Source organism: Streptomyces argenteolus (assembly GCF_042902585.1).
GTDB lineage: Bacteria > Actinomycetota > Actinomycetes > Streptomycetales > Streptomycetaceae > Streptomyces > Streptomyces argenteolus.
On sequence record NZ_JBIBEG010000002.1, the window covers coordinates 703,955 to 727,484 of the forward strand.

The window sequence follows — 23,530 nt, forward strand, 5'->3', positions numbered from 1 at the left end:
GCCCCGCAGGAGGACCGACATGCGTACGTCCATCGCCACCGTCTCGCTCAGCGGAACGCTCACCGAGAAGCTCACCGCGGCAGCGCGCGCGGGCTTCGACGGCGTCGAGATCTTCGAGAACGACCTGATCGGCAGCCCGCTCTCCCCGGAGGAGATCCGGGACCAGGCCGCGGATCTCGGTCTGAAGATCGACCTGTTCCAGCCGATGCGTGACATCGAGGCCGTCCCCGAGGACGCCTTCGCCCGCAACCTGCGCAGGGCCGAACACAAATTCCGGCTGATGCGACGGCTGGGCGCGGACACCGTCCTGGTCTGCTCCAGTGTCTCGCCGCACGCGCTCGACGACGACGCGCTCGCCGCCGCACAGCTGCGGCGGCTCGCCGACCTCGCGGGCGAGTCGGGCATCCGGGTCGCGTACGAGGCGCTCGCGTGGGGCCGCCATGTCAGCACGTACGACCACGCCTGGCGCATCGTCGAGGCCGCGGACCATCCCGCCCTGGGGGTCTGCCTGGACAGCTTCCACATCCTGGCCCGGGGCTCCGACGTGACGGGGATCGAGGCCATCCCCGGTGACAGGATCTTCTTCCTCCAGCTCGCCGACGCCCCGCAGATGGCCCTGGACGTCCTCCAGTGGAGCCGCCACCACCGCTGCTTCCCGGGGCAGGGCGACCTCGACGTCGCCGGACTGGTCCGGGCCGCCGTCCGCGCCGGATACGAGGGGCCCCTCTCCCTGGAGGTGTTCAACGACGTCTTCCGTCAGGCGGACGCCGGCCGTACCGCGGTGGACGCACGGCGCTCGCTGACGCTGCTCCAGGAGGCGGCCGGGCTGGCCGCGCCCCCGGAGCCCGTCGTCCCCACCGGCTTCGCGTTCGTCGAGATCGCCACGGCCGACACGGCCAGGATCACCCCGCTGCTGACCGCGCTCGGCTTCTCCCGTACGGCCCGGCACTCCGGAAAGCCGGTGGACCTCTGGGAGCAGGGCGAGGCCGGCATCCTGGTCAACACCGACACCGGCAGCCACCGGCCGGAGCCCTCGCTCACCGCCGTGGGCCTGGAGAGCCCGGATCCCGCAGGGGCCTGTGCCCGCGCCGAGTCGCTGCTCGCCCCCGTGCTGCCCAGGCGCCGCGCGCCCGAGGACGCGCCGCTGGACGCGGTGGCCGCGCCGGACGGCACCGAGTTCTTCTTCTGCGCCACCGACCGTTCCGGGCGCACGGGCTGGACCGGCGACTTCGCGCCCGCTCCGCACCGCCCGGCCCCCGCGGGGATCACGCGCGTCGACCACGTCGCGCTGACCCAGCCCTGGCACCACTTCGACGAGGCGACCCTCTTCCACCGAGGTGTGCTCGGCCTGCGCCCGCACGCGAGCGTCGACCTGGCCGACCCCTACGGTCTGCTCCGCAGCCGCGCCGTCAGCAACGAGGCGGGCACCGTGCGCATCGCACTCGGCGTCGGGGCGTCCCCCACGGACGACCCCGCCCGCGGCGGACGGCCCCAGCACGTGGCGCTCCTCACCGAGGACCTGGTGGCCACCGTCCGGCGGGTCCGTGCGGCGGGAGCCCGGCTGCTGCCCGTGCCCACCAACTACTACGACGACCTGGCCGCGCACCACACGTTCGCCCCCGGCGAGCTGGAGACCTACCGGGAGCTCGGCATCCTCTACGACCGTGACGAGAAGGGGGAGTTCAGGCACTGCTACACCGTGACGACCGGCCGGGTCTTCTTCGAACTCGTCGAGCGCGTCGGCGGGTACGACGGATACGGCGCCCGGAACGCCGCCGTCAGGCTCGCCGCCCAGCACGCCGTGGCCGAATGACCGGTCGGCACCCGCAGGCGGAGCACCGGAGGCGCCGGGCGCCGCACGGCCGGCCGGAGCGGCCCCGCCCTCACGCCTTCGGGGCCTCGAAGGCCGCCCTGGCGTCGAAGGCCGCGCGCCGGGTGGCCCGGCGCAGCGCCCGCAGCAGGGTGGGGCCGATGGAGAGGGTCAGGGCCACGGTCAGGGCGGCCCGGCCCAGGTCCCAGCCGAGCGAGGTGGCGGCGCAGTAGGCGAGGAAGCGGACCAGGTTCTCGTGCAGCGCGTCGCCGGCGACGAAGGAGATACCGGGGGCGAGATCCCGCAGGATCGTCCAGCCGTACAGATTCATGACCGTGCCGTACGCGAACGCCGCCAGGAAGCCGTACACCGCCAGCATCAGCAGCTCGCCCCGGCCGCGCAGCCGGTCCACCCCCGGGAGCAGGCCCGCGCCCATGGTGAACCAGCCCATCGACAGCATCTGGAACGGCATCCACGGCCCGACCCCGCCCGTCAGCAGGGCCGAGGCGAACATGGTGACCGAGCCGAGGACGAATCCGAAGCCGGGACCCAGGACCCGCCCGCTCAGCACCATCAGGAAGAACATGGGCTCCAGGCCCGCCGTCCCCGCGCCCAGCGGGCGCAGCGCCGCGCCGACCGCGGCGAGGACCCCCAGCATCGCCACGGCCTTCGCGTCCAGCCCGGAGTCCGCGACCGTCGCGAGGACGACGCCGACGAGCAGCGCCAGCAGTACGGCGAACAGCCACGGTGCGTCCTCGGCGTGGGCGAGGCCCGAGTCCGGCCCGGCCAGCAGCGGCCAGCCGAAGCCGGCCAGCCCGACCACGCTGATCAGGACGAGCGCGGCCACGGCACGCGGGCCGAGCCGGACCGGGCGGGCGGCCCGGACCGCCGCGCGGGAGCCTTCGGGGTGGTGCGTATCCGTGCCACGGGCTGTCGTGCCGGGGGCTGCGTCGTGGTGCGTATCCGTGCCGAGGGCTTCGTGCTCGTGCGTATCCGTACCACGGGCTGTCGTGCCGGGGGCCGCGTCGTCGTGCGTATCCGTGCCGGGGCCGGTGGTGCCGTGTTCCTCCGGGCGCTGAGCGCCCGCGCCGCGGTCCGTCATGCGGGAGCCTCCAGGGCGGTGCGTACCTGCGCCACGGTCAGCCACTGTCCCGGCGCGAGGATCTTCGCGGTCTGCGGGGCGAAGGCGGGGGAGGAGACCACGACCTGGCGGGTGGGCCCGTCGGCGACGACCTCGCCGTCCGCGAGGATCACCACCCGGTGTGCCAGCTCCGCCGCCAGCTCCACGTCGTGCGTGGCCAGGACGAGGGCGCGCCCCTCGGCGGCCAGCCGTCGCAGCACACCGACGAGCCGGGCCTTCGCCGCGTAGTCCAGGCCACGCGTCGGCTCGTCCAGCAGCAGGAGCGGAGGCCGGGCGGTGAGCACCAGCGCCAGTGCCAGCGCGAGCCGCTGCCCCTCGGAGAGATCACGGGGGTGGGCGTCGTCCGGCACGCCCGGCAGCAGCTCCGACACCAGCGCCCGGCAACTGCCCCCGGGAGCCCCCGCGTCCGCGTCCGCGGCGACGCACTCGGCGGCGACCGTGTCGGCGTACAGCAGATCGCGCGGTTCCTGGGGCACGAGCCCCACGCGACGCACCATGTCACGGGGCGGGGTACGCGACGGCCGGAGCCCGCCGACGAGGACGGAGCCCGTGGACGGTTCGGTCGTCCCGATGAGGGTGGTCAGCAGGGTCGACTTGCCCGCGCCGTTGCGGCCCATCAGCGCCACGGTCTCGCCCGGCGCCACCGACAGCGACACCCCGCGCAGCGCCTCGATCCGCCCGTGGCGCACCCCCAGGCCCTCCACCCGGGCGACCGGAGCGTCCGCGTCGCCGGGCGTCGCGAGCGGCACCGCCGGGGCCGTGCGCCGCGTACGGCCCCGGCCGAGCACGCGGTCCAGCAAGCCGGGGCGGGCGGCGGGCTGAGCGGGCAGCGGGGTCTCGGGGGCGTACGCCGGGACCTCGTGCGGCGGCTGACCGGGTGCCGGCGGCTCCACGTCCGCCAGCCGTTCCCGCAGGCCGGCCGCCCGGCGGCGGGCGTCGCGCACCGACAGCGGCAGCGGGTCCCAGCCCACCAGCCGGCCCAGATCCACCACGGGCGGCCGGACCGGCGAGAGGGCCATGATCTCCGCGGGCGCGCCCAGCACCGGAGGGGCTCCCGGCGCGGGCAGCAGGAGCACCTGGTCCGCATACTGCACCACACGCTCCAGCCGGTGCTCGGCCATCAGCACCGTCGTCCCCAGGTCGTGCACGAGTCGCTGGAGCACCGCGAGGACGTCCTCGGCCGCCGCCGGGTCGAGCGCGGAGGTCGGCTCGTCCAGGACCAGGACCCTCGGGTGCGGGGTGAGGACCGAGCCGATCGCGACGCGCTGGCGCTGGCCCCCGGAGAGCGTGGCGATCGGACGGTCGCGCAGCTCCGCGAGCCCGAGCAGGTCGAGGGTCTCCTCCACCCGGCGGCGCATGACGTCAGAGGCGAGGCCGAGCGACTCCATGCCGTAGGCGAGCTCGTCCTCCACGGTGTCCGTCACGAAGTGGGCCAGCGGATCCTGCCCCACCGTGCCGACCAGATCGGCGAGTTCACGCGGCTTGTGGGTGCGGGTGTCACGGCCGCCGACCGTGACCCGGCCGGTCAGGACCCCGCCGGTGAAGTGCGGTACGAGACCCGACACGGCACCCAGCAGGGTCGACTTCCCGACGCCGGACGGGCCCACGACGAGCACCATCTCCCCCTCCGGGACCGTGAGGTCGACCCCGGACAGCGTGGGACGCGCGAGGCCCTCGTAGCGCACCGAGACCTGTTCGAACCGGATCATGCGCGCTCCTTGGATTCCGAGAGGGACGGGGGCAGCGGCGCCACGGCGGCGGGCAGCAGCCCGATCAGCACGGCCACCGCCGGCCACAGCGGCAGCAGGGGAGCGGTGAGCGGGACGACGCCCGGGCTCAGGGCCTCCGGATCGGCGGTCCCCGCCCAGATCATCGCCCCCGCCACGGCCACGCCCGAGGCCGCGACGAGCCAGGCCCGCACCCCCCAGCGGTCGGGCCGGTAGCGGGTGCGGACCGAGCGGCGCCCGCCGAGCCGGAGTCCCGCCACCGCCGCGAGCAGCCCGGCCAGCACCAGCGGCAGCCCGTACACGGCGCCCTCCGCGGCCAGCAGCCCGTAGGTCCCCGCGCACACGCCCAGCAGTCCGCCGAGCGTGAGGACATGGGTGGTGCGGCGCACGGCCGGCGGAACCTGCGCGGTGCGTCCGTAGCCCCGCGCGTCCATGGACGCCGCCACCGCCACCGAACGCTCCAGGGCGCCTTCGAGCACCGGCAGCCCGATCTGGAGCACCGCACCGATCCCCCCGGTGGGACGCCCGCGCAGCCGGCGCGCCGTCCGCAGCCGTGCCACGTCGGCGACCATGTTCGGCGCGAAGGTCATCGCCACGACGACGGCCACCCCCACCTCGTACAGGGCGCCGGGGAGCGACTTCAGCAGCCGCGCCGGGTTGGCCAGCGAGTTCGCCGCGCCGACGCAGATCAGCAGCGCGGCCAGTTTCGCCCCCTGGTACAGCGCGAACACCAGCTGCTCGGCGGTGACCCGGCCGCCGAGCCGGATTCCCTGCGCCCAGCCGGGCAGGGGCAGTTCGGGGAGCGCGAACAGGGTGTGCGTGCCGGGCACGGACGAGCCGAGGAGGACGGAGAACACCAGCCGCACGGCGACGACGAACAGCCCCAGCCTGAGGAACGCCCCGTACGAACGGGCCCAGGGCGCGTCCGTGCGGCGCGCCGCGACGACATAGCCCGCCACCCCCACCAGCAGCCCGAGCAGCAGCGGGTTGGACGTACGCGACGCCGCGGTGGCCAGGCCCAGCGCCCACACCCACCAGGCCCCGGCCGGCAGCGCGTTGGCGCGGCTCGCCGCCGGGGCGCGCAGGGCATGGCGGAGCCGGGACGATCCGGCGGAGCGGGTCATCGGCGGCGGCGGGCCCGCAGTACCGCGGCGACACCCAGGGCCAGCACCGCGCCGACGCCGGTCAGCACACCGGCCGAGGGGCCACCGCCCTGTCCGTCGTCGGCGGCCCGGTCCTGGTCCTCGCTTTTGGCCTGGTCCTGCGACTGCTCCGGGGCGGCGCCGGACGAGCCGTCCGTCTGCTCGCCGCAGCCCGCACGCGGGTAGCCCGAGATCGCGCAGAGCATCGCGGAGTCGTCGTACCGCAGCGGCTTCGCCACCGAGGCGAGGGCTTCCGCCGCGCTCGCGTCCGGAGCGACCTGCGCGCAGGCGGTGCGCAGAGCCGGCGGCGTCTCGCCGTCCGGCGCGTCCGCCGCCGTGCCCGGGTCGATGACCAGCGCGATCCTTTTACGGCCGTCCTTCGCCGGAGTGTCCGCGCAGACGGCCCCGAAGTCCGGTGCGCGACGCGGCTGCGCCGAGTCCTGGGAGTCCTCGCTCACCGAGAACCGGAAACCCTGCACGGCGCCGTCGTCCGGCCTGACCACGGAAGGCCCCTGGGTGGCGTACGTCCAGCTCTTCCCGCCGTCGCCCTCCCAGAAGGACCAGTAGCGGTAACCGGCCGCCTGCGCGGTTCCCGCGCCGAGCACGGCCAGGACGGCGCCGGCGAGGAGCAGCAGCGCCGCCGTGCCCGACGCGCGCCTCACAGCTGCTGGTTCTTCCGGCGTCCGCTCAGCAGGAAGCCGATGCCCGCGCCGAAGGCGAGCCCGATGCCGATGATCCACCAGAGGCCGAGCCCCCCGTCGTCGCTGCTCGTGTCCGCGGGCTTCCCCGGGGCCGAGGAGGTCGGCGAGGGCACGGCGGTGGCGGCGGGCGCGGGACCCGTCGCGTTCAGCTGCCTGACCAGGTCGGTGCCGCCGAAGTCACGGGCGTCGGCGCCGGTCGCGTGGGCCGCGAGCACCAGCTGCGCGGTCGCGGCGGGGCCGCCCTTCTTCGCCCAGTCCTGCGCGTGCTTCTCCAGGTAGGCCACCGCTCCGGCCGCCTTGTCCTTGTGGCCCGACGCCGCCAGGGCCACGACCGCGTCCGCGGTGTTGCCGAAGTCGGGCTGCGGCTCGGACTCCTCGGCGCCCGGCATCGGCGGCAGGTCCAGATGACCCGAACCGGCCAGCGTCCTCGCCAGGTAGGAGGCGCCGTTCTGCGCGGTCTGCTCGGCCGTGAGGTCGGTGCCGGTGTGGCAGACCGGGGCCTTCACGGCGTTGGAGTTCCCCGCGGCCATGCCCTTGCCCATCGCGCCGATCACGGCGGCTGCCGTGGCGTCCGCGTTGGCGACGAGCTTGCCGTCCTTGTCCGGCTGGTAGGCGAACGCGCCCGCGTCCGCGCCGTCCCCGCAGGGCAGCGCGAAGCTCTGCAGCGCGGTGTACGGGGTCCTGCCGTCCTTCGTGGTGACGTCGGCCAGCGGCACCCCGGCCCGGCCCAGCGCGCCGGTCACGACGGCGGTGGAGTTGGCGTCGCTGGGGCTGCCCGGGTTGTAGCCCCAGCCGCCGTCCGGGTTCTGCACGGACTTCAGCCAGCTGACCCCGTTGTCCACGACCTCACGGTGCACGGCCAGCTCCACCATGGCCTGGACAGCCGCAGCCGTGGCGTTGGTGTCGGCCACCGTCTTCGCGTCGCAGGGCCGGGACGCGTCACGGTAGGAGGCGAAGGCCCCGCTCGCGCACTGCTGGCCCACGAGCCAGTCCACCGCCTTCGTGGCGGGGGTGACCAGCTCGATCTTCTGCGCGAGGAAGGCCAGCGACTGCCGCCACACCCCGTCGTACGTCGGGTCCCCGGTGCCGTACAGCCCGGCGGGCAGAGCCTTCGCCGAGGGGGACGGGGACGGACTCGGCGCGGCGACCGCCGCCGGGGCGGCCGTTCCACAGAGCACGGCGGTGATCGCGAGCGCTGCCGCGCGGCGGCGTACGGACATGACGGGCTGGGCCTCTCGAATGGGGTTTCCCCGGCTCGAGCGGAGCCGAGCGCGCGGGGAAGGGTCGGCGCCGGATTCGCACCGGCTTCCCCCTGTACGGGCATGATGACGACCCGCTCACTCTACCGGGGGGCCCGCGACGCCCTCCGGGCGGAGTGCCGCCATCCCGTGGGGGCAGGGCCTTCCCAGCAGGTCAGAGCCCGTGCGAGACTCCGGCGGGGGTCACACGGGCGCGCGCCCGTGGGGAGGAACGACCGGGTGGGAAGCATCCAGTGCGCGGGAGCAGAAGAGGTACGGCGGCGGCGACCGCCGTGGTGGCCGGCTTGATGACGGTGACGGCGGGCTGCGGCCTCGGGGACGAGAGCGGGAGCGCGCCGGCGCCCTCCCCGGAACCCACCGTGCCGTTCACCAAGGAGACGGTGACGGCGGAGATAGAGGCGGTGGCCCGCAACGGCGGGCTCCCTGCGGGGCACACCTCCATGGCGGGACTGCCGACGGGCGCCTGGCACACGTGCGTCGTGCCCTGGTGGGGCGACGCGCCGGCGGCGGAGGCCGAGGGCGCCTTCGAGACGGCGGTGCGCAAGCTGCGGCAGCAGGACTGGGAGATCGTCTCCAGCCACGCCGAACAGGACGTCACCTACCGCACCCTGGCCAAGCGGAACTGGAAGCTCTACGCCCGGCACTACACGCTGACGGACTCGGGCCCGGAACAGCTCGTGTCGCTCACGGCCGTCGAGGACGGCTGTGAACTGCCCGAGGACATCCGGGGCGGCTACGAGGACCCGGCCTGACGCCAGGTGCAGGCCGAGAGGGACCGGCCCGGCGGCGGGGATGCCAGGTGCGGGCCCGGCAGGGACCGGCCTGACGGCGGGGGAGGGCTCAGCGGGTCCCGGCTCGGCGGGCGCGGGTTCCGAGGGTCCGGCCCGTTGTCAGGCGCGGGCGCAGCATGCCCGGCCGGCGTAGGTCCGGCGGCCGGAGCCCGCGACGGGGCACAGGCCCGGCAGCCGGGTCCGAGGCGGGCTCGGGCCCGGTGGCCGGAGTCAGCGGCCGGGCTCAGGCCTGGCAGCCCGAGTCGGCGATCACGAAGTGACCGGCCGGCGACTCCCGGAGCGTGTGGGTCACGAAGACGTTGTACAGCCCCATGTCCTGCTCCGACCCGTTCGCGTAGGCGTGCCCGCCCGAGGTGTGCGCCCGGCCGGCCGTGACATGGGCGTAGTTCGACGCCGTGAAGCACCGCGCCGGAGCCGTACCGCCCGAGGTGGTCGCCGTGACCGCGGCGGACGCCGTCCCCGCGGTGCCCGACGCGCCGGCCGCGGCCACCGTCCAGCGGTAGGTGGTGCCGGGCGTCAGCCCGCTGTCCGTGTAGGACGTCGAGGGCGTCGTGGCCACCTTCGCGCCGTCGCGGTACACCGCGTAGGAGGCGGCGCCCACCACCGCGTCCCACGCCAGCGAGGCGCCGGTGTCGGTGACCCCGCCGACCTTCAGCCCGGTGGGGGCGGGGAGCCCTTGTTCTTCACCGCCCGGGCCGTCCTCGTCCAGCCCCCAGAACAGACCCGTGTGGTAGGCCGAGCAGACGGTGTTCAGGAAGTACGCGGCCGTCGCCCCGCACTGCTCGGTGCCCGACCCCGGGCTCACCGGCAGGCCGTGCCCCATGCCCGCCACTGAGTACGTCTCCACGGCGGGCTTCCCTGCCGCGTCGGCATAGACGCTCCGCGTGGTGCTGCCGGGCAGGCTCGTGGTGCTCGACGGGGTCTGGCCGATGCCCCAGACGTCGGTCCACTGGTCGCGCAGCGCCGTGGCGTTGGCGGGCTGGACCGTGTAGTCCGCGGTGCCCTGCCAGATGGCGACCCGGGGCCAGGGGCCGGTCCAGCCCGGGTAGGAGGCGCGCACCTTGTCGCCCCACTGGGCGGGGGAGAGTTTCTGCGGGCCCGACTGGCAGCCCGACGCGGCGGCCTGGGTGGTGGCGCACTGGGCGGGCAGACCGGAGGCCACGGAACCGCCCGCGAAGACGTCCGGGTAGGCGGCCAGCAGATCGGCCGTCATCCCGCCGCCCGCGGAGAGCCCGGTCACGTAGACCCGGCGGCCGTCGGAGCCGTACGTCTTCTTCGCGTACTCGACCATCTGGACGACCGACGCCGCCTCGCCCTTGCCCCTGGTGCTCTCGTTCTGGTCGAACCAGCCGAAGCAGGAGAGCGCGTTGTTCGCCGAGGTGGTCTGCGGGAAGACGACGTCGAAGCCCCACAGGTCGGCGTACTTGGGCCAGCCCGAGTTGCTGTAGTAGGCGCCGGCCGACTGGGTGCAGCCGTGCAGGGCGACGACGAGCGGCGCTCCGGCCGCCAGGCCGTCCGGGGTGTAGGCGAACATCTGCAGATTGCCGGGGTTCGAGCCGAAGCCGGTGACCTGCACCAGACTCGCGGCGGCCGGGGCCGCGGGGGCGGCGACGGCGGACACGGGCTGTGCGGTGAGCAGGGCGAGCACACCGGCCACGGTGGGGGCGACGCGCCGGACCAGGCGTCGCAGGATCGTTGGGCGCACGAGGGGGGCCTCCTTCGACGGACGTGCGGATGCTGCCGGAACCTATGAGCCGGGGCGCCGGCCGCCCATGTGGCAGAAGGACACCCGCCGCCCTCCGCTGTGTGCGGCGCTCCCCTTGCGCCGGTTCGTGGCCCCCGGCCGCCCGCCCGGACCGCCGGCGGCCACCATGTACGCCGCCACCATGCGGGCGGCCCAGGGTGTGTGCACCGACCCCGTGTGATGCGGGCGGTCACGTCCTTACGGTGACGGCCATGCAGACTTCCAGGACGCCTCGACACGATCCCCCCGCCCCCTCCGCCCTCGCCGGCCGCACCGCCCTGGTCACCGGGGCGGCCAGCGGCATCGGACTGGCCTGCGCCGAGGCGCTCGCCGCCGCGGGCGCCCATGTGCACGTGGTGGACAAGGCGGGTGACGCGGCCAAGAGCCTGGCCGAACGCATCGGCGGCACGGCCTGGGTGGTGGACCTCTCGGTGGCCGAAGCGGTCGACTCGCTGCCCGGCGACGCGGACATCGTGGTCAACAACGCGGGGTTCCAGCACGTGGCGCCCGTGCACGAGTTCCCGCCGGACCGCTTCGCGCTGATCCACCGCGTCATGGTGGAAGCGCCGTTCCGCATCTTGCGCCGCACACTGCCCGCCATGTACGAACGCGGCTGGGGCCGCGTGGTCAACATCTCGTCCGTCCACGGGCTGCGCGCGAGCCCCTACAAGTCGGCCTACGTCTCGGCCAAGCACGCACTGGAAGGGCTCAGCAAAGTGGTCGCACTCGAAGCGGCGCCGCACGGGGTGACGAGCAACTGCGTCAGTCCCGGCTACGTCCGCACGCCCCTGGTCGAGAACCAGATCGCGGACCAGGCCCGCAGCCACGGCATCTCGGAGCAGGACGTGGTCGGCCAGGTGTTCCTGGAGCGCAGTGCGATCAAGTCACTGATCGAGCCCGGCGACGTGGCCGGGGCCGTCCTGTGGCTGTGCGGCCCCGGCGCCGCCCACATCACGGGCAGTTCCGTAGCGATGGACGGCGGCTGGACCGCACACTGACCCCGCCCGACCGTCCGCCCCTCGAAGAAACGCCGGCCGCCCATGTCTGAACCGTCCCCGTCCGCCGCGCCCCTCCTGGCACGCCTGCTCGACCTGCTGGCCGACGACGCCCCCGCCGAGGACCTGGGAGCCGTCACCTCGGAGGCCAGGGCGGCGGGGGTGCCCGCCGCCGAACTGGCCGAGGTGGAGCGGGCGGCTGCCACCGCACTGCGGATCAGGGGTGTCCTGCGCCAGCACCGGCGCAGGGAACTCCAGCTGACCGCGCTCTTCGACACCGCCGGCGACCTGGCGGCCTCCCGGGACCTGGACGACGTGCTGAAGGCGATCGTGCGGCGGGCCAGGATGCTGCTGGGCACGGACACCGCGTATCTCACGCTCCCCGACGAGGAGGCCGGGGACACCTACATGCGGGTGACCGACGGGTCGGTGTCCGTGCTGTTCCAGCGGCTCAGGCTCGAACTGGGCGAAGGGCTCGGCGGGCTGGTGGCCCAGACCGCCAGCCCGTACGCGACCCCCGACTACCGCACCGACGAGCGCTTCCGTCACACCCGCAACATCAACGCCGGTGTGCTGGACGAGGGGCTCGTCGCCATCCTGGGCGTCCCCCTGCTGCTCGGCTCCAGCCGCGGCGGCACGGGGAAGGTCATCGGTGTCCTCTTCGCAGCCGACCGCGCCGCACGGGTCTTCAGCCCCGACGAGGTCGCCCTGCTCTGCTCGCTCGCCGCGCACGCCGCGATCGCGATCGACACCGCCCGCGCGCTCGACGACACCCGGAGCGCCCTCGCCGAACTCGCCGCGGCGAACGAGGAACTGGCCGAGGCCAACGCCGCCGTACGCGCGCACTCGGCCGCCATGCAACGCGCCGAGGAGGCGCACGACAGGCTCACCGACCTGGTGCTGCGCGGCGGGGACGTGAAGGACGTCGCCGTGTCCGTCGCCGGGCTGCTCGACAGCCCTCTGACGATCCACGACCCGGGCGGGCGACCGCTGGCGGCCGTACGGCCCGACGGCTCCGCCTTCGCCGCCGACAGCATGGACGCCGGATGGCTGGCCGGTACCGCCGACGAGTCCCGGCTCGGCGGGCGCGCCGTGCACCGCGACGGCCGGTGGATCTGCGCCGTGCTCGCCGGACAGGAACTCCTCGCCAGCCTGGTCCTGCACCGGCCGGATCGGCTCGACGACTCCGACCGCCGGCTCTTCGAACGCGCGGCCGTCGTCACCGGCCTGCTCCTGCTGCTGCGCCGCACGGTCGCCGAGACGGAGAACCGGATACGGGGGGAGCTGATCAGCGACCTGCTCGGAGACCCGGAACGCGATCCGGCGGGGCTCGCCGAGCGAGGCCGGAGACTCGGCATCGACCTCGACCGGCCGCACCTGCTGCTGGTGGCGGAGGCCGCCGCCAGGGAGAAGCTCGGCGGCGCCGCCATGCGGTACCTGTTCGGCGGGGACATCCACGGGGTGAGCGCCGAACACGCCGGCACCATCGTGCTGCTGATCGGATGCGACGCGGGGGCCACGCCCGCCGGAGCGGCTGCCCGGGCGGCGGCGGCGCAGCTCGGGCACCTCGTCCAGGCGCCCGTCACCGTCGCCGGCACGGGTCCGGCGTCCGGCACCCGCGAACTCGCCGCCGCCTACGCGGAGGCCACGCGCTGTCTGCGCGCCATGCGGGTGCTGGGGCGCGAGGGCGAGGGTGCCTGCGTCGACGAACTCGGCTTCCTGGGCGTCGTCCTCGGCAACGCCAAGGACGTGGACGGCTTCGTGACGACCGTGCTGGGACCGCTGCTGCGCTACGACGAGCGGCGCGGTACCCAGCTCGTGCGGACCCTGCGGGCGTACTTCGGCGCGGGCGGCAGCCTGATCCGGGCCAAGGACGAGCTGCACGTCCACGTGAACACGGTCGTGCAGCGCCTGGACCGCATCCAGGTGCTGCTGGGCCGTGACTGGAACGAGCCCGACCGCGCCCTGGAACTGCAACTCGCCCTGCGCCTGCACCTGCTGTCCGGGGGGCGGGAGGGCTGAACCCTCCCGCCGCCCTCAGCGGGTGACCGCCCCCCTCAGCGGGTGACCGCCCCTCGGCGGGACCTGTCACCCCCGGCCGGAACCGCGGCCAGCAGCGCGTCGGCGACCTGGCCGGCACCCTTCTCACCCGTCAGGACCGTGTAGTGGTTGACGTCGTCGACGCGCACCGCCCTGACCCGTGTGCCGGGCTGCCCCGCCGCCGCCAGCCGGGACTTGTCGTACAGCCCCTGCTCCTCGTTCATCAGGCCCCGCTGCGCCCACAACAGCGTCGCGGGCCCCGGGACGGCGTGCACCGCCGAGAGCACCTCCTCCTGGAACAGGTCCACTCCGTCCGTGCGGACCGCCTCCAGCAGGCAGCCGGAGCGCATCGCCGGCTCCTCGCCCGTCAGGTCGCGCTGGATGTACGCGTCGACCTCGGGCGACCAGGCCTTGCCCCCGAACGCCGGATGGGCCCGCCAGAACGACCGGTAGGCGTCCCGGTCGGGAAAGGTCATCGACAGCCGGTCCATGGCCGGGCCGATCACCGCGGTGATCAGCTCGTCCGCCGACAGATGGGTGGGCGCCGGGAAGCCGAACCCCCCGTCGACGAGCACCGGCGGCCCGAACCGCTCGGGGTGCCGTACGGCCGCGAGCGCCGCCACGAAGGCCCCCATCGAATGGCCCGCGAGCGCCACCCGCTCCCCGCCGAGCGCCTCGGCGAGCGCCGCCGCGTCGTCCGCGTGCGCGGCGATGCCGTACGGGCCGGGCAGCCCGGCGCTGGCCCCCCGGCCCCGCAGGTCCGGGGCGACCAGGGTGATCCGGCCGTCCAGCAGGCGGGCCACCGCGCCCCAGGAGAGCGCGTTCGCGGTGATGCCGTGCAGGGCGACAGCCACCGGGGCGCCCGGCTCGCGGGCCGGCCAGCGCAGCGCGGCCAGTTCCCCTCCGGCGACGGGGACGCGTATCTCCTCGTACGGGGTCATCGCTTCTCCTCACGGGTCCGGCGCACTCGGGACGGCAGCCGGGCCAGGCCGCCGGGCAGCAGGTGTACCACGGCCACGAACAGCACCCCCAGCAGGAACAGCGGCTGCGAGAGCGGCACCCGCAGGACCGCGGGCAGATCGGCGACCGCGCCCGACCCCGCGAGGTCTCCGAGCCGGTGGTCGGCCCAGGTGTAGAGGATGCCGCCGACCATCGGGCCCCAGCGGGTGCCCGATCCGCCCAGCACCACCATCACCAGCAGCGAGAGGGTGAAGTCCGAGGTCGTCGTCTGAGGGGTGGAGCCGCCGGTCAGCAGCAGGTGGACGAGACCGCCTGCCGCCGCCAGCGCCCCCGCGAGGACGAAGGCCGTCAGCTTGAATCCGTACGGCTTCAGGCCCAGCACCTCCACCCGGCGCTCGTTCTCCTTGATGCCCTCCCAGACCCGGCCGGTGGGGGAGCGCACCGCCCGGTGGACGACGCCGAGCGTGAGGACGAGATAGGCGAGCGTGATCCAGTACAGATTCGCGGTGTGGTCGATGCCGACCAGCCAGGACGGCAGCAGCTCCGCCGGGGCCGCGCGGCCCTCCTCCCCTCCGGTGAGACCGCCCGGGTTGCGGGAGACGAGGATCGAGCCGGCCTGCGCGAAGGCGAGCGTCACCATCGAGAAGCCGATGCCCGTGACCCGCAGGCTCACCGAGCCCAGCACGAGGGCCAGGACCGTGCCGGAGCACAGCCCGAGGACGGCGGCGACGGCGAACGGCAGCCCCGCCTCCAGCAGGAACATGTTCGTGGCGTAGCTGCCCGCGGCGAAGTACAGGGCGTGCCCGAAGGACAGCAGTCCCGTACGTCCCAGCAGCAGGTCGTAGCCCGTGGCGAGGGCGCCGAACAGCAGGCAGGTGGCCAGGAGCTGGAGGCTGCCCGGGCTGCCGACCGGTCCGTCCAGCAGACCGGGCAGCGGCAGCGCGCTGTACGGCGCGACGATCAGGAGCACGAGGACGGCGGCCGGCCACCACCGCAGCAGCCGGGGCCGGTCGCGGACCGGCGCCGTGGCCGTGGCGGCGGGGACGGGTGCGGGTGTCGTGGCGGTGCTCACGCGAGCCTCCCGGTCAGTCCGCGCGGCCGGACGAGCAGCAGCGCGGCGAGCAGGACGACGACGGCCAGGTCGCCGAGGCCCGCTGCGGTGTAGTAGTTGGCGAACTGCTGGACCAGGCCGATGACGACGGCCGCCACCGCGGCACCGGTCACCGAGCCCATGCCGCCCGTGACCACGACGACGAACGCGAAGATCAGCAGTGAGGTGCCCTGCCGGGGGTCGACCGAGCCGAAGTAGAGCCCGCCGAGCGCCCCGCCCAGCGCGGCGGCGCAACCGCCGATCGCGAAGACCAGGGTGAAGGCCTTGCGGACGTCGATGCCCAGGGCCGTCACCATGGCCCGGTCCTCGACACCGGCCCGTACGACCAGGCCGTGCCGGGTCCGGCCGAGGAAGAGCCGGAGCGCGACCAGGACGGCGACCGCCGCCGCGACCAGCACCAGCCGGTTGACCGGCACCTCGGCACCCAGCAGCCCGAAGGTGCCCGACAGGGCCTTCGGACCCGGGAAGGTCAGGGCGTCCGAGCCCCAGATGCCCGACAGCAGGGCGGGCACGGCGAGCCCCACCCCCACCGTGGCGAGCACCTGTTCGCGGGGCCGGGTGTACAGGGGCCGTACGACGGCCAGTTCCAGCACCACGGCGGCCACCGTGCCCACCGCCGTACCGAACAGGACCGCCAGGGCGAAGCCCCAGCCGCCGGGTCCGGCGCCCGGCAGGTGGCCGGAGGCCGCCCACCAGGTGCCGTACGCGCCGATGGAGAGCAGCGCCCCGTGGGCGAAGTTGAGCACGTCCATCAGGCCGAAGATCAGCGAGAGCCCCGACGCGACGAGGAAGTAGAGCGCCCCCAGACCGAGTCCGGTCATGGTGAGCAGCACGAGGGTGGACATCAGGAATCCGCCTCCACGGTGTGAGGGGCGAGCGGGCCGCGCCCCACGCCGAGCAGCCTGCGGGTGGCCTCCGCGTCGCCCAGCAGCGCGGCGGCCTCGCCCTGATGGGCCGTCCGTCCGTCGGCGAGCACCACGCAGCGCTCGGCGAGCCGGCGCACCACGGCGAGGTTCTGCTCGACGAGCAGCACGGGCACCGCCTCCGCGGCGCGCTCCAGCACCTGGGCCACCTCGGTGACGACCTTGGGGGCCAGGCCCTTGGTGGGCTCGTCGGCGATGATCAGCCGGTTGCCGTTGAGCAGGGTGCGCCCGATGGCCACCATCTGCTGCTGGCCACCGGACAGGGTCCCGGCCAACTGCCGCTCGCGCACTTTGAGTTCGGGAAAGAGTTCATGGACGAGGCCGTACGCGGGCCCGTCCGCGCCGCGGCGCTCGGCCAGACGCAGGTTCTCGCCGACGGTGAGGCCCGCGAAGACGCCCCGGTCCTCGGGGGCGTAACCGATGCCCCGGCGCACCAGGGTGTGCGTGGGCAGGCCCACCACCTCCTCACCGTCGAGGCGTACGCTCCCGGCGCGCGGCACCAGTCCCAGTACCCCGCGCACGGTCGTCGTCTTGCCTGCGCCGTTGCGGCCCAGCAGCGCGGTCACACCGTGGCGTGCCACGTCGAGGTCCACGCCGTGCAGGATGTGCCGGCCGCCGATCAGGACACGCAGGTCCCGTACGGCGAGCAGTGCGGGGGCGGTCACAGCCCCTCCCCGAGATAGGCCTGCTGGACGACGGGGTCGGCGGTCACCGCGCCCGGGGTGTCCAGGGCGAGGAGGCGGCCGTGGTGCATCACGGCCAGCCGGTCCGCGAGGCCCAGCAGGACGTCCATGTGGTGCTCGACCATGAGGACGGTGCGGCCCTCGTCGACGTGCAGGGTGCGGATCAGTTCGGTGAGGGCCGGGACCTCCTCGGCGCTCACCCCGGCCATCGGCTCGTCCAGCAGCATGATCCGGGGCTCGCCGACCAGCAGCACGGCGAGTTCCAGCTTGCGCTTCTCGCCGTGCGAGAGCTCGGCCGCGCTCGCCCCGGCACGGTGGCCGAGACCGGTGCGCTCCAGGACGCCGGTCACCTCGGTGGCGTACGCGGAAGCCCGCCGCCAGAGCCGGTGCGAGCCGCCCTGGCGGGCCTGGGCGGCCAGCCGGACGTGCTCGGCCACGGTCATCCGCGGCCAGAGGCTGGAGGTCTGGAACGTCCGGCCGATCCCGCGCCGCGCCCGCGTGTGCACGGGCAGGTCCGTCAGATCCGTGCCGTCCAGCGTCAGGGAGCCCGAGGTGGGCCGGACGATCCCGCTGATCAGGTTGAACAGGGAGGTCTTGCCGGCCCCGTTGGGCCCGATGAAGGCGAGGAACTCGCCCTCCCGGACATCGACCGTGACGTCCTCGACGATGGCCGCCCCGCCGACCCGCCAGCCCACCCCGGCCAGCCGGAGCACGGGCGCGGCCACGCGTGCTCCCTCGTCCCGCACCGTGGCGGTACCGGATGCCGTCACCGGTCAGCCCGCCGAGGGCTTCGCGGGCGGGGCCACCGTCCCGCTCGGCTGCGTGCTCACCAGCTCGGGCTCGGCGGCGGCGCCCACCCCGTCGAGCCTGGCCACGAACATCGGCTGCACCAGCGCGTGGTCACCGGCACGGATCTGCTCCCGGCCCTTCACCCCGTCGAAGCTCCAGCCCTCCAGCGCCTTCACCATGGCGGCGGTGTCCGTGGCGCTGCCCTCCTCGACGGCCCGCACGATCATCTGCGCCGCGGTGAACCCGTCGGGGGTGAACAGGTCGGGAGTGCCGCCCGCCTTCTCGACCCCGGCGAGCATGGCCTTCTCCACGGCGTTGCCGCCGCCCGCCCCGGGGAAGTAGTGCGCGAGGAAGGAGACCTTCGCGCCGGCGGCCCCGAAGACCGGGTACGACGCCGTTCCCGCCAGACCCGTGACGACCTTGGCCGCCGTCAGCACTCCCTGCTGGTCCAGCGCGGTCCACAGGGCGGGGGCGGTCGCGCCGGCCCAGGCGACGAAGACCAGGTCGGGGCCGCCCGCCTTCACCTGCCGGGCGAAGGGGGTCAGGTCCGTGGCGCTGGGCGGGGCCAGCACGGAGCCGACCTTCGCCCCCTTGGCGCCCAGGACCGCCTTGACGGCGGCGACGTTGGCCTGGCCGAAGGTGGAGTCCTGCGCCAGGACGGTCACCTTCTTGCCCTCGGCGTCCCCGAGCATGGTGCCCGCGGTGAGGATGTCCTGGTACGACTGCCGGCCGGACCGGAAGGTGTACGAGTTGACCCCGGTCACCGCGTCCGTGGCGGCCGGGCCGTTGACGTACAGCACCTTGTTCTGGGCAGCCAGCGGGGCCATCTGGAGGGCGACCCCGGAGTCGGTGGTGCCGGCCAGCACCTTGTAGCCCTTGCCGATCAGGTTCTTCGCGGCGGAGACCGCCTTGCCGGGGTCACCCGCGTCGTCCTGCTCGGTGACCTCGATGCGGTGGCCGCCCGCCTTGCCGGTCCCCTTGGTCGCGTAGTCCAGGCCCGCCATGAAGCCGTCGCGGTACTGCTTGCCGTACGCGGCGAGCAGTCCCGTACGGGAGTAGACGAGACCCACCTTGACCGCCTCGTCCTCGCCCTTGCCGGACCCGGAGCCGCTGCCCGCCTGCCCGGCGGCGGTGCAGCCGGCCAGCAGGAGACCGGCGGCGCCGAGCGCCACCGTGGTCAGGGTTCTTCTGTGGACGGTGCCAACGGCTCTGCGACGCATGGTGACCGGCTCCTCGGCGTGGTTCGGGTGATGTGCGCCGAACCGTACGAACACCGTGGCGCCCTCGACATGGTGCAGGGCACCTCACCTCGGCGGGTGCCCGTGTGGGCACCGCACATGGCTGCGTCTCAGCGCGTGTCCGCCGGGAGGTCGATCAGCCCGCACACCGTCTCGATGTCCCGCTTCACCTGAGCGATCGACTCCCGCCCCGAGAGCCAGGTGATCAGCGCGGAGTGCCAGGTGTGCCCGATGACGCGGACCACGGACAGCTGTTCCTGCGTGGGCTTCTCCACCCTCATCGCGTCCAGGACGATCGCCGTCGTCAGCCGGGACACGGCGTCCACCTCGGCGCTCACCCCACGGTCCGCGAAGGTCAGCGCCCGCACCATGGCGTCCGCCAGATGGGGATCGCGCTGGAGCGCCCGGAAGGCCCGCATCAGGGTCTCGGCGACCCGCTGGGCGGCGTCGTCCCCGGCGGGCGGCTGCCTGCGCAGCGTGATGTGCAGCTGCTGGAGCTGGTCCTGCATGACCGCGACCAGCAGGTGGATCTTCGAGGGGAAGTAGCGGTACAGCGTGCCCAGGGCGACGCCGGCGGCGTCCGCCACCTCGCGCATCTGCACCGCCTCGAAGCCGCCCCGCCCGGCGAGCTGGACGCCGGCCTGCAGAATGCTGCGGCGGCGGGCCTCCTGGCGTTCCGTCAGGGGCGGCGCTGCCGGCCTGGCTTCCGCTGTCATCTGTCCCCATCCAAGAAGGGAGAACCGGTTCCCCGTCCGGCCGGGCGGCCGGCGCCGGGCGCGCACACCCTGCCAGGGCGCCCGCCGTGGCGCGAATCACCTGATCCGGCCGTCATGCCGACGCTACCTGCCGGTAGATTCGGTGCGGGTTGAACGAACGAGTCTGAAACTTGTTCTAGATTAGCGCGACCGGTTACGCTCCGGCGAAAACGCAGTGACGAAGGGGGCCGAGTGTGACCGCTGAGGCCATAGAGACGGGCCCCTTCGAGGGCGGCAGCGCGTCGGGCACCGACGGTGACCGGCCGTTGCGCATCGCGCTCCTGACCTACAAGGGCAACCCCTTCTGCGGTGGCCAGGGCGTCTACGTGCGCCACCTCGGCCGCGAGCTGGCCCGGCTGGGCCACAGCGTCGAGGTGATCGGCTCACAGCCCTACCCCGTGCTCGACGAGGGTGTCCCGCTCACCGAGCTGCCGAGCCTGGACCTCTACCGCCAGCCCGACCCGTTCCGCACCCCCGGGCGCGGCGAGTACCGCGACTGGATCGACCTCGCCGAGGTCGCCACCATGTGGACCGGCGGATTCCCCGAGCCCCTCACCTTCAGCTTGCGGGCCAGGCGTCATCTCCTGTCCAGGCGCGGCGACTTCGACGTGGTGCACGACAACCAGACGCTCGGCTACGGCCTGCTCGGTGACCTCGGCGCGCCCCTGGTCACCACGATCCACCACCCGATCACCGTCGACCGCCGACTGGACCTGGACGCCGCAGGATCGCTGCGCCGCCGCCTCTCCGTGCGCCGGTGGTACGGCTTCACCCGCATGCAGAAGCGCGTCGCGCGCCGGCTGCCGTCCGTCCTCACCGTCTCCGGCTCCTCGCAGGCGGAGATCACCGAGCACCTCGGGGTGCGGCCGGACCGTATCCAGGTCGTGCACATCGGCGCCGACACCGACCTCTGGTCGCCGGACCCGTCGGTCGCCGAGGTGCCCGGCCGGATCGTCACCACCTCCAGCGCCGACGTGCCCCTCAAGGGCCTCGTCCACCTCGTGGAGGCGCTCGCCAAGCTCCGCACCGAGAACCCCGCCGCGCACCTCGTGGTCGTCGGCAAGCGGGCCGAGGACGGGCCGGTCGCCCGGGCGATCGAACGCTACGGGCTCCAGGACGCCGTCGAGTTCGTCAAGGGCATCAGCGACGCCGAACTCGTCGACCTGGTCCGCAGCGCCCAGGTCTCCTGCGTCCCCTCCCTGTACGAGGGCTTCTCGCTGCCCGCCGCCGAGGCCATGGCCACCGGGACCCCGCTGGTGGCCACCACCGGCGGAGCCATCCCGGAGGTCGCGGGGCCCGACGGGGAGACCTGCCTCGCCGTCCCGCCCGGCGACGCGGGCGCCCTGGCCGCCGCTCTCGGCCGGCTGCTCGGCGACCGCGAACTGCGCGCCCGTCTCGGTGAGGCCGGCCGCGCCCGGGTCCTGGCCAACTTCACCTGGGCCAGGGCCGCTCTCGGTACCGTCGAGCTGTACCGTCAGTCGATCGCCGCCCGGGCGGCCCGCAGGTGACCGCCCCCCTGGCTCCCGGAACCCGTACCTCCGACCTCGAAGGCAGGCCCCTGTGCTGACCGTCGACTTCACCCGCTTCCCGCTCGCCGCAGGCGACCGGGTGCTCGATCTGGGCTGCGGCGCCGGCCGGCACGCCTTCGAGTGCTACCGGCGCGGCGCCCAGGTGGTGGCCCTCGACCAGAACGCCGAGGAGATCCGCGAGGTCGCGAAGTGGTTCGCCGCGATGAAGGAGGCCGGGGAGGCGCCCGCGGGCGCCACGGCCACCGCCATGGAAGGCGACGCGCTCAACCTGCCCTTCCCCGACGCCTCGTTCGACGTCGTGATCATCTCCGAGGTGATGGAGCACATTCCCGACGACAAGGGCGTGCTCGCCGAGATGGTCCGCGTGCTGAAGCCCGGCGGCCGGATCGCGATCACCGTGCCCCGCTACGGGCCGGAGAAGGTCTGCTGGACGCTCTCCGACGCGTACCACGAGGTCGAGGGCGGGCACATCCGCATCTACAAGGCCGACGAACTCCTCGGCAAGATCCGTGAGGCCGGACTCAAGCCCTACGGCACCCACCACGCGCACGCCCTGCACAGCCCCTACTGGTGGCTGAAGTGCGCCTTCGGCGTGGACAACGAGAAGGCGCTCCCGGTGCGGGCGTACCACAAGCTGCTGGTCTGGGACATCATGAAGAAGCCACTGGCCACCCGGGTCGCCGAGCAGCTGCTCAATCCCGTCGTCGGCAAGAGCTTCGTGGCGTACGCGACCAAGCCGCACCTGCCGAAGGCCGAGGCGTGAGCACGCCGGAGCAGACCGAACACCTGGTCCTGCCGGGCGTCCTGACCGCCGAACAGGCCACCGAGACCGTGGCCGCGCTGCTCGCCGTGCAGCGCGAGGACGGGGCGCTGCCCTGGTTCCGCGGCCACCACCTCGACCCGTGGGACCACACCGAGGCCGCGATGGCCCTGGACGCGGCCGGTGAACACGAGGCCGCGGCGCGGGCGTACGCCTGGCTGGCCCGCCACCAGAACGAGGACGGTTCCTGGTACGCCGCCTACCACGACGGCGAGGCGGACCGGCCGACCGACCTGGGCCGGGAGACCAACTTCTGCGCCTACGTGGCCGTGGGCGTCTGGCACCACTACCTCGCCACCGGCGACGACGCGTTCGCCGACCGGATGTGGCCGACGGTCTACGCGGCGGTGGAGTTCGTGCTGCGGCTCCAGCAGCCCGGCGGCCAGATCGGCTGGAAGCGCGAGCCCGACGGGACCCCCGTCACCGACGCGCTGCTGACCGGCTGTTCCTCCGTCTACCAGGCCCTGCGCTGCGCGCTGGCCCTGGCGGAGGAGCGCGAGGAGCCGCAGCCCGACTGGGAACTGGCCGCGGGAGCACTCGGCCACGCGATCCGCAGCCATCCCGAGCGCTTCCTGGACAAGAACCGCTACTCGATGGACTGGTACTACCCGGTCCTCGGCGGCGCCGTCACCGGTGCCGAGGCGACGCGGCGGATCGAGGAGGGCTGGGACGACTTCGTGGTCCCGGGGCTCGGCGTGCGCTGCGTGCTCCCCAACCCGTGGGTGACGGGCGGCGAGAGCTGCGAACTCGCCCTGGCGCTCTGGGTGACGGGGGAGTCGGACCGTGCCCTGGAGATCCTCCAGTCCGTCCAGCACCTGCGCGCCGAGGGCGGCCTCTACTGGACGGGCTACGTCTTCGAGGGTGAGCGGGCCGTCTGGCCCGAGGAACTCACCACCTGGACGGCGGGATCCCTGCTGCTCGCGGTGGCCGCGCTCGGGGGGGACGAGGCGACCACCGCGGTCTTCGGCGGCGAACGGCTGCCGACGGGGCTGGAACCGGACTGCTGCCGCTAGAAGCGGCGGACCCGGCCCGCCACCGCGTGACCGATGAACAGATAGACGACGGCGGCCAGACCGTAACCGGTGACGACGCGTGCCCACGCCTCGTCGAAGGTGAACAGGTCGTACGACCAGCCGGCCAGCCAGTGGGCGGAGTCCTGGACCCATTGGACCAGGTCGTTACCCCGGTTGGCGTCGAGCAGGTACATCAGGATCCACAGAATGATGATGAATGCCATGATGTCCGCGACGACGGCTATGACGCGTGCGGCGGTACTGCTTCCTGTGCCTGTTCTGGGAGACATGCTCTCCGGATTGCCGCTTTACCGTGAGTGAAACCCCCGCGGATCGCGCCGGGTGGCGGCCGGGCCCCG

The 23,530-nt window shown here is 74.0% G+C and carries 21 protein-coding genes; 7 read left to right on the plus strand and 14 right to left on the minus strand.

The annotated features are described in order from the left end of the window. The first annotated feature begins 19 nt into the window (after positions 1 to 19). The gene (locus tag ACFY8O_RS09755; RefSeq protein ID WP_387900379.1) at positions 20 to 1,813 is read left to right on the plus strand and encodes a bifunctional sugar phosphate isomerase/epimerase/4-hydroxyphenylpyruvate dioxygenase family protein; all 1,794 of its coding nucleotides are present in this window, start codon (positions 20 to 22) and stop codon (positions 1,811 to 1,813) included. A gap of 70 nt (positions 1,814 to 1,883) precedes the next feature. Here the strand turns inward: ACFY8O_RS09755 and ACFY8O_RS09760 are convergent, their stop codons facing one another. The 5 genes from ACFY8O_RS09760 to ACFY8O_RS09780 form a co-directional block, all read right to left on the minus strand. Further along, positions 1,884 to 2,657 (minus strand): ECF transporter S component, encoded by a 774-nt coding sequence (locus ACFY8O_RS09760; protein WP_387901077.1) that lies wholly within the window; start codon positions 2,655 to 2,657, stop codon positions 1,884 to 1,886. Between the two features lie 251 nt (positions 2,658 to 2,908). After that, complete coding sequence (locus ACFY8O_RS09765; RefSeq protein ID WP_387900381.1) at positions 2,909 to 4,660, minus strand: ABC transporter ATP-binding protein; 1,752 nt, start codon at positions 4,658 to 4,660, stop codon at positions 2,909 to 2,911. Next, positions 4,657 to 5,802 (minus strand): energy-coupling factor transporter transmembrane protein EcfT, encoded by a 1,146-nt coding sequence (locus ACFY8O_RS09770; RefSeq protein ID WP_145801775.1) that lies wholly within the window; start codon positions 5,800 to 5,802, stop codon positions 4,657 to 4,659. Before ACFY8O_RS09770 ends, ACFY8O_RS09765 begins: the two co-directional genes overlap by 4 nt. Beyond that, positions 5,799 to 6,482, minus strand: a complete 684-nt coding sequence (locus ACFY8O_RS09775) for an SCO2322 family protein (protein ID WP_387900383.1) — start codon at positions 6,480 to 6,482, stop codon at positions 5,799 to 5,801. Before ACFY8O_RS09775 ends, ACFY8O_RS09770 begins: the two co-directional genes overlap by 4 nt. Next, positions 6,479 to 7,741, minus strand: coding sequence for a prenyltransferase/squalene oxidase repeat-containing protein (locus ACFY8O_RS09780; RefSeq protein ID WP_145801777.1), 1,263 nt, complete (start codon positions 7,739 to 7,741; stop codon positions 6,479 to 6,481). Before ACFY8O_RS09780 ends, ACFY8O_RS09775 begins: the two co-directional genes overlap by 4 nt. 272 nt (positions 7,742 to 8,013) lie before the next feature. Here ACFY8O_RS09780 and ACFY8O_RS09785 point away from each other — a divergent pair, with 272 nt between their 5' ends. After that, positions 8,014 to 8,532 carry a hypothetical protein gene (locus ACFY8O_RS09785; protein ID WP_387900385.1) on the plus strand — a complete coding sequence of 173 codons (519 nt, stop codon included), beginning with the start codon at positions 8,014 to 8,016 and terminating at the stop codon, positions 8,530 to 8,532. Between the two features lie 262 nt (positions 8,533 to 8,794). Here the strand turns inward: ACFY8O_RS09785 and ACFY8O_RS09790 are convergent, their stop codons facing one another. Continuing rightward, on the minus strand, positions 8,795 to 10,276 hold the full coding sequence (locus tag ACFY8O_RS09790; RefSeq protein ID WP_387900387.1) for an extracellular catalytic domain type 1 short-chain-length polyhydroxyalkanoate depolymerase: 1,482 nt from the start codon (positions 10,274 to 10,276) through the stop codon (positions 8,795 to 8,797). Positions 10,277 to 10,527: 251 nt separating this feature from the next. Here ACFY8O_RS09790 and ACFY8O_RS09795 point away from each other — a divergent pair, with 251 nt between their 5' ends. Further along, positions 10,528 to 11,313, plus strand: coding sequence for a 3-hydroxybutyrate dehydrogenase (locus ACFY8O_RS09795; protein WP_145801779.1), 786 nt, complete (start codon positions 10,528 to 10,530; stop codon positions 11,311 to 11,313). Between the two features lie 42 nt (positions 11,314 to 11,355). Beyond that, positions 11,356 to 13,332, plus strand: coding sequence for a helix-turn-helix domain-containing protein (locus ACFY8O_RS09800; protein WP_387900389.1), 1,977 nt, complete (start codon positions 11,356 to 11,358; stop codon positions 13,330 to 13,332). Positions 13,333 to 13,367: 35 nt separating this feature from the next. Here the strand turns inward: ACFY8O_RS09800 and ACFY8O_RS09805 are convergent, their stop codons facing one another. The 7 genes from ACFY8O_RS09805 to ACFY8O_RS09835 all read right to left on the minus strand — a co-directional run bounded on the left by ACFY8O_RS09805 (position 13,368) and on the right by ACFY8O_RS09835 (position 19,770). Further along, entirely contained in the window at positions 13,368 to 14,291 is a 924-nt protein-coding gene (locus ACFY8O_RS09805) for an alpha/beta fold hydrolase (protein ID WP_387900391.1), read from the minus strand. Next, on the minus strand, positions 14,288 to 15,382 hold the full coding sequence (locus ACFY8O_RS09810) for a branched-chain amino acid ABC transporter permease (protein ID WP_387900393.1): 1,095 nt from the start codon (positions 15,380 to 15,382) through the stop codon (positions 14,288 to 14,290). Before ACFY8O_RS09810 ends, ACFY8O_RS09805 begins: the two co-directional genes overlap by 4 nt. Continuing rightward, complete coding sequence (locus ACFY8O_RS09815; RefSeq protein WP_145801784.1) at positions 15,379 to 16,266, minus strand: branched-chain amino acid ABC transporter permease; 888 nt, start codon at positions 16,264 to 16,266, stop codon at positions 15,379 to 15,381. Before ACFY8O_RS09815 ends, ACFY8O_RS09810 begins: the two co-directional genes overlap by 4 nt. After that, on the minus strand, positions 16,266 to 17,009 hold the full coding sequence (locus tag ACFY8O_RS09820; RefSeq protein ID WP_387900395.1) for an ABC transporter ATP-binding protein: 744 nt from the start codon (positions 17,007 to 17,009) through the stop codon (positions 16,266 to 16,268). The genes ACFY8O_RS09815 and ACFY8O_RS09820 overlap by 1 nt, the downstream gene beginning before the upstream one ends. Continuing rightward, on the minus strand, positions 17,006 to 17,797 hold the full coding sequence (locus ACFY8O_RS09825; protein WP_387900397.1) for an ABC transporter ATP-binding protein: 792 nt from the start codon (positions 17,795 to 17,797) through the stop codon (positions 17,006 to 17,008). Before ACFY8O_RS09825 ends, ACFY8O_RS09820 begins: the two co-directional genes overlap by 4 nt. A gap of 3 nt (positions 17,798 to 17,800) precedes the next feature. Next, a complete protein-coding gene (locus ACFY8O_RS09830; RefSeq protein WP_387900399.1) occupies positions 17,801 to 19,036 on the minus strand; it encodes a substrate-binding domain-containing protein in 1,236 nt (411 codons plus the stop codon). Between the two features lie 128 nt (positions 19,037 to 19,164). Next, positions 19,165 to 19,770 carry a TetR family transcriptional regulator gene (locus ACFY8O_RS09835; RefSeq protein WP_387900401.1) on the minus strand — a complete coding sequence of 202 codons (606 nt, stop codon included), beginning with the start codon at positions 19,768 to 19,770 and terminating at the stop codon, positions 19,165 to 19,167. A gap of 233 nt (positions 19,771 to 20,003) precedes the next feature. Here ACFY8O_RS09835 and ACFY8O_RS09840 point away from each other — a divergent pair, with 233 nt between their 5' ends. From ACFY8O_RS09840 to ACFY8O_RS09850, 3 genes are read left to right on the plus strand one after another with little or no spacing between them, the layout of a single operon-like run. Then, positions 20,004 to 21,317: a glycosyltransferase family 4 protein gene (locus ACFY8O_RS09840; RefSeq protein WP_387900403.1), complete on the plus strand. Its 1,314-nt coding sequence runs from the start codon at positions 20,004 to 20,006 to the stop codon at positions 21,315 to 21,317. Between the two features lie 52 nt (positions 21,318 to 21,369). Then, positions 21,370 to 22,101 (plus strand): class I SAM-dependent methyltransferase, encoded by a 732-nt coding sequence (locus tag ACFY8O_RS09845; RefSeq protein ID WP_014156527.1) that lies wholly within the window; start codon positions 21,370 to 21,372, stop codon positions 22,099 to 22,101. Next, positions 22,098 to 23,171: a prenyltransferase gene (locus ACFY8O_RS09850; protein WP_145801791.1), complete on the plus strand. Its 1,074-nt coding sequence runs from the start codon at positions 22,098 to 22,100 to the stop codon at positions 23,169 to 23,171. Before ACFY8O_RS09845 ends, ACFY8O_RS09850 begins: the two co-directional genes overlap by 4 nt. Here the strand turns inward: ACFY8O_RS09850 and ACFY8O_RS09855 are convergent. After that, positions 23,168 to 23,461, minus strand: coding sequence for a hypothetical protein (locus ACFY8O_RS09855; RefSeq protein WP_145801792.1), 294 nt, complete (start codon positions 23,459 to 23,461; stop codon positions 23,168 to 23,170). The genes ACFY8O_RS09850 and ACFY8O_RS09855 overlap by 4 nt on opposite strands. Between the last annotated feature and the right edge of the window lie 69 nt (positions 23,462 to 23,530).

Coding starts and splice junctions, on each gene's coding strand:
- ACFY8O_RS09805 (WP_387900391.1), bottom strand. CDS start 14,291: ATGACCCCGTACGAGGAGATACGCGTCCCCGTCGCCGGAGGGGAACTG.
- ACFY8O_RS09755 (WP_387900379.1), top strand. CDS start 20: ATGCGTACGTCCATCGCCACCGTCTCGCTCAGCGGAACGCTCACCGAG.
- ACFY8O_RS09835 (WP_387900401.1), bottom strand. CDS start 19,770: ATGACAGCGGAAGCCAGGCCGGCAGCGCCGCCCCTGACGGAACGCCAG.
- ACFY8O_RS09800 (WP_387900389.1), top strand. CDS start 11,356: ATGTCTGAACCGTCCCCGTCCGCCGCGCCCCTCCTGGCACGCCTGCTC.
- ACFY8O_RS09770 (WP_145801775.1), bottom strand. CDS start 5,802: ATGACCCGCTCCGCCGGATCGTCCCGGCTCCGCCATGCCCTGCGCGCC.
- ACFY8O_RS09765 (WP_387900381.1), bottom strand. CDS start 4,660: ATGATCCGGTTCGAACAGGTCTCGGTGCGCTACGAGGGCCTCGCGCGT.
- ACFY8O_RS09815 (WP_145801784.1), bottom strand. CDS start 16,266: ATGTCCACCCTCGTGCTGCTCACCATGACCGGACTCGGTCTGGGGGCG.
- ACFY8O_RS09855 (WP_145801792.1), bottom strand. CDS start 23,461: ATGTCTCCCAGAACAGGCACAGGAAGCAGTACCGCCGCACGCGTCATA.
- ACFY8O_RS09830 (WP_387900399.1), bottom strand. CDS start 19,036: ATGCGTCGCAGAGCCGTTGGCACCGTCCACAGAAGAACCCTGACCACG.
- ACFY8O_RS09795 (WP_145801779.1), top strand. CDS start 10,528: ATGCAGACTTCCAGGACGCCTCGACACGATCCCCCCGCCCCCTCCGCC.
- ACFY8O_RS09780 (WP_145801777.1), bottom strand. CDS start 7,741: ATGTCCGTACGCCGCCGCGCGGCAGCGCTCGCGATCACCGCCGTGCTC.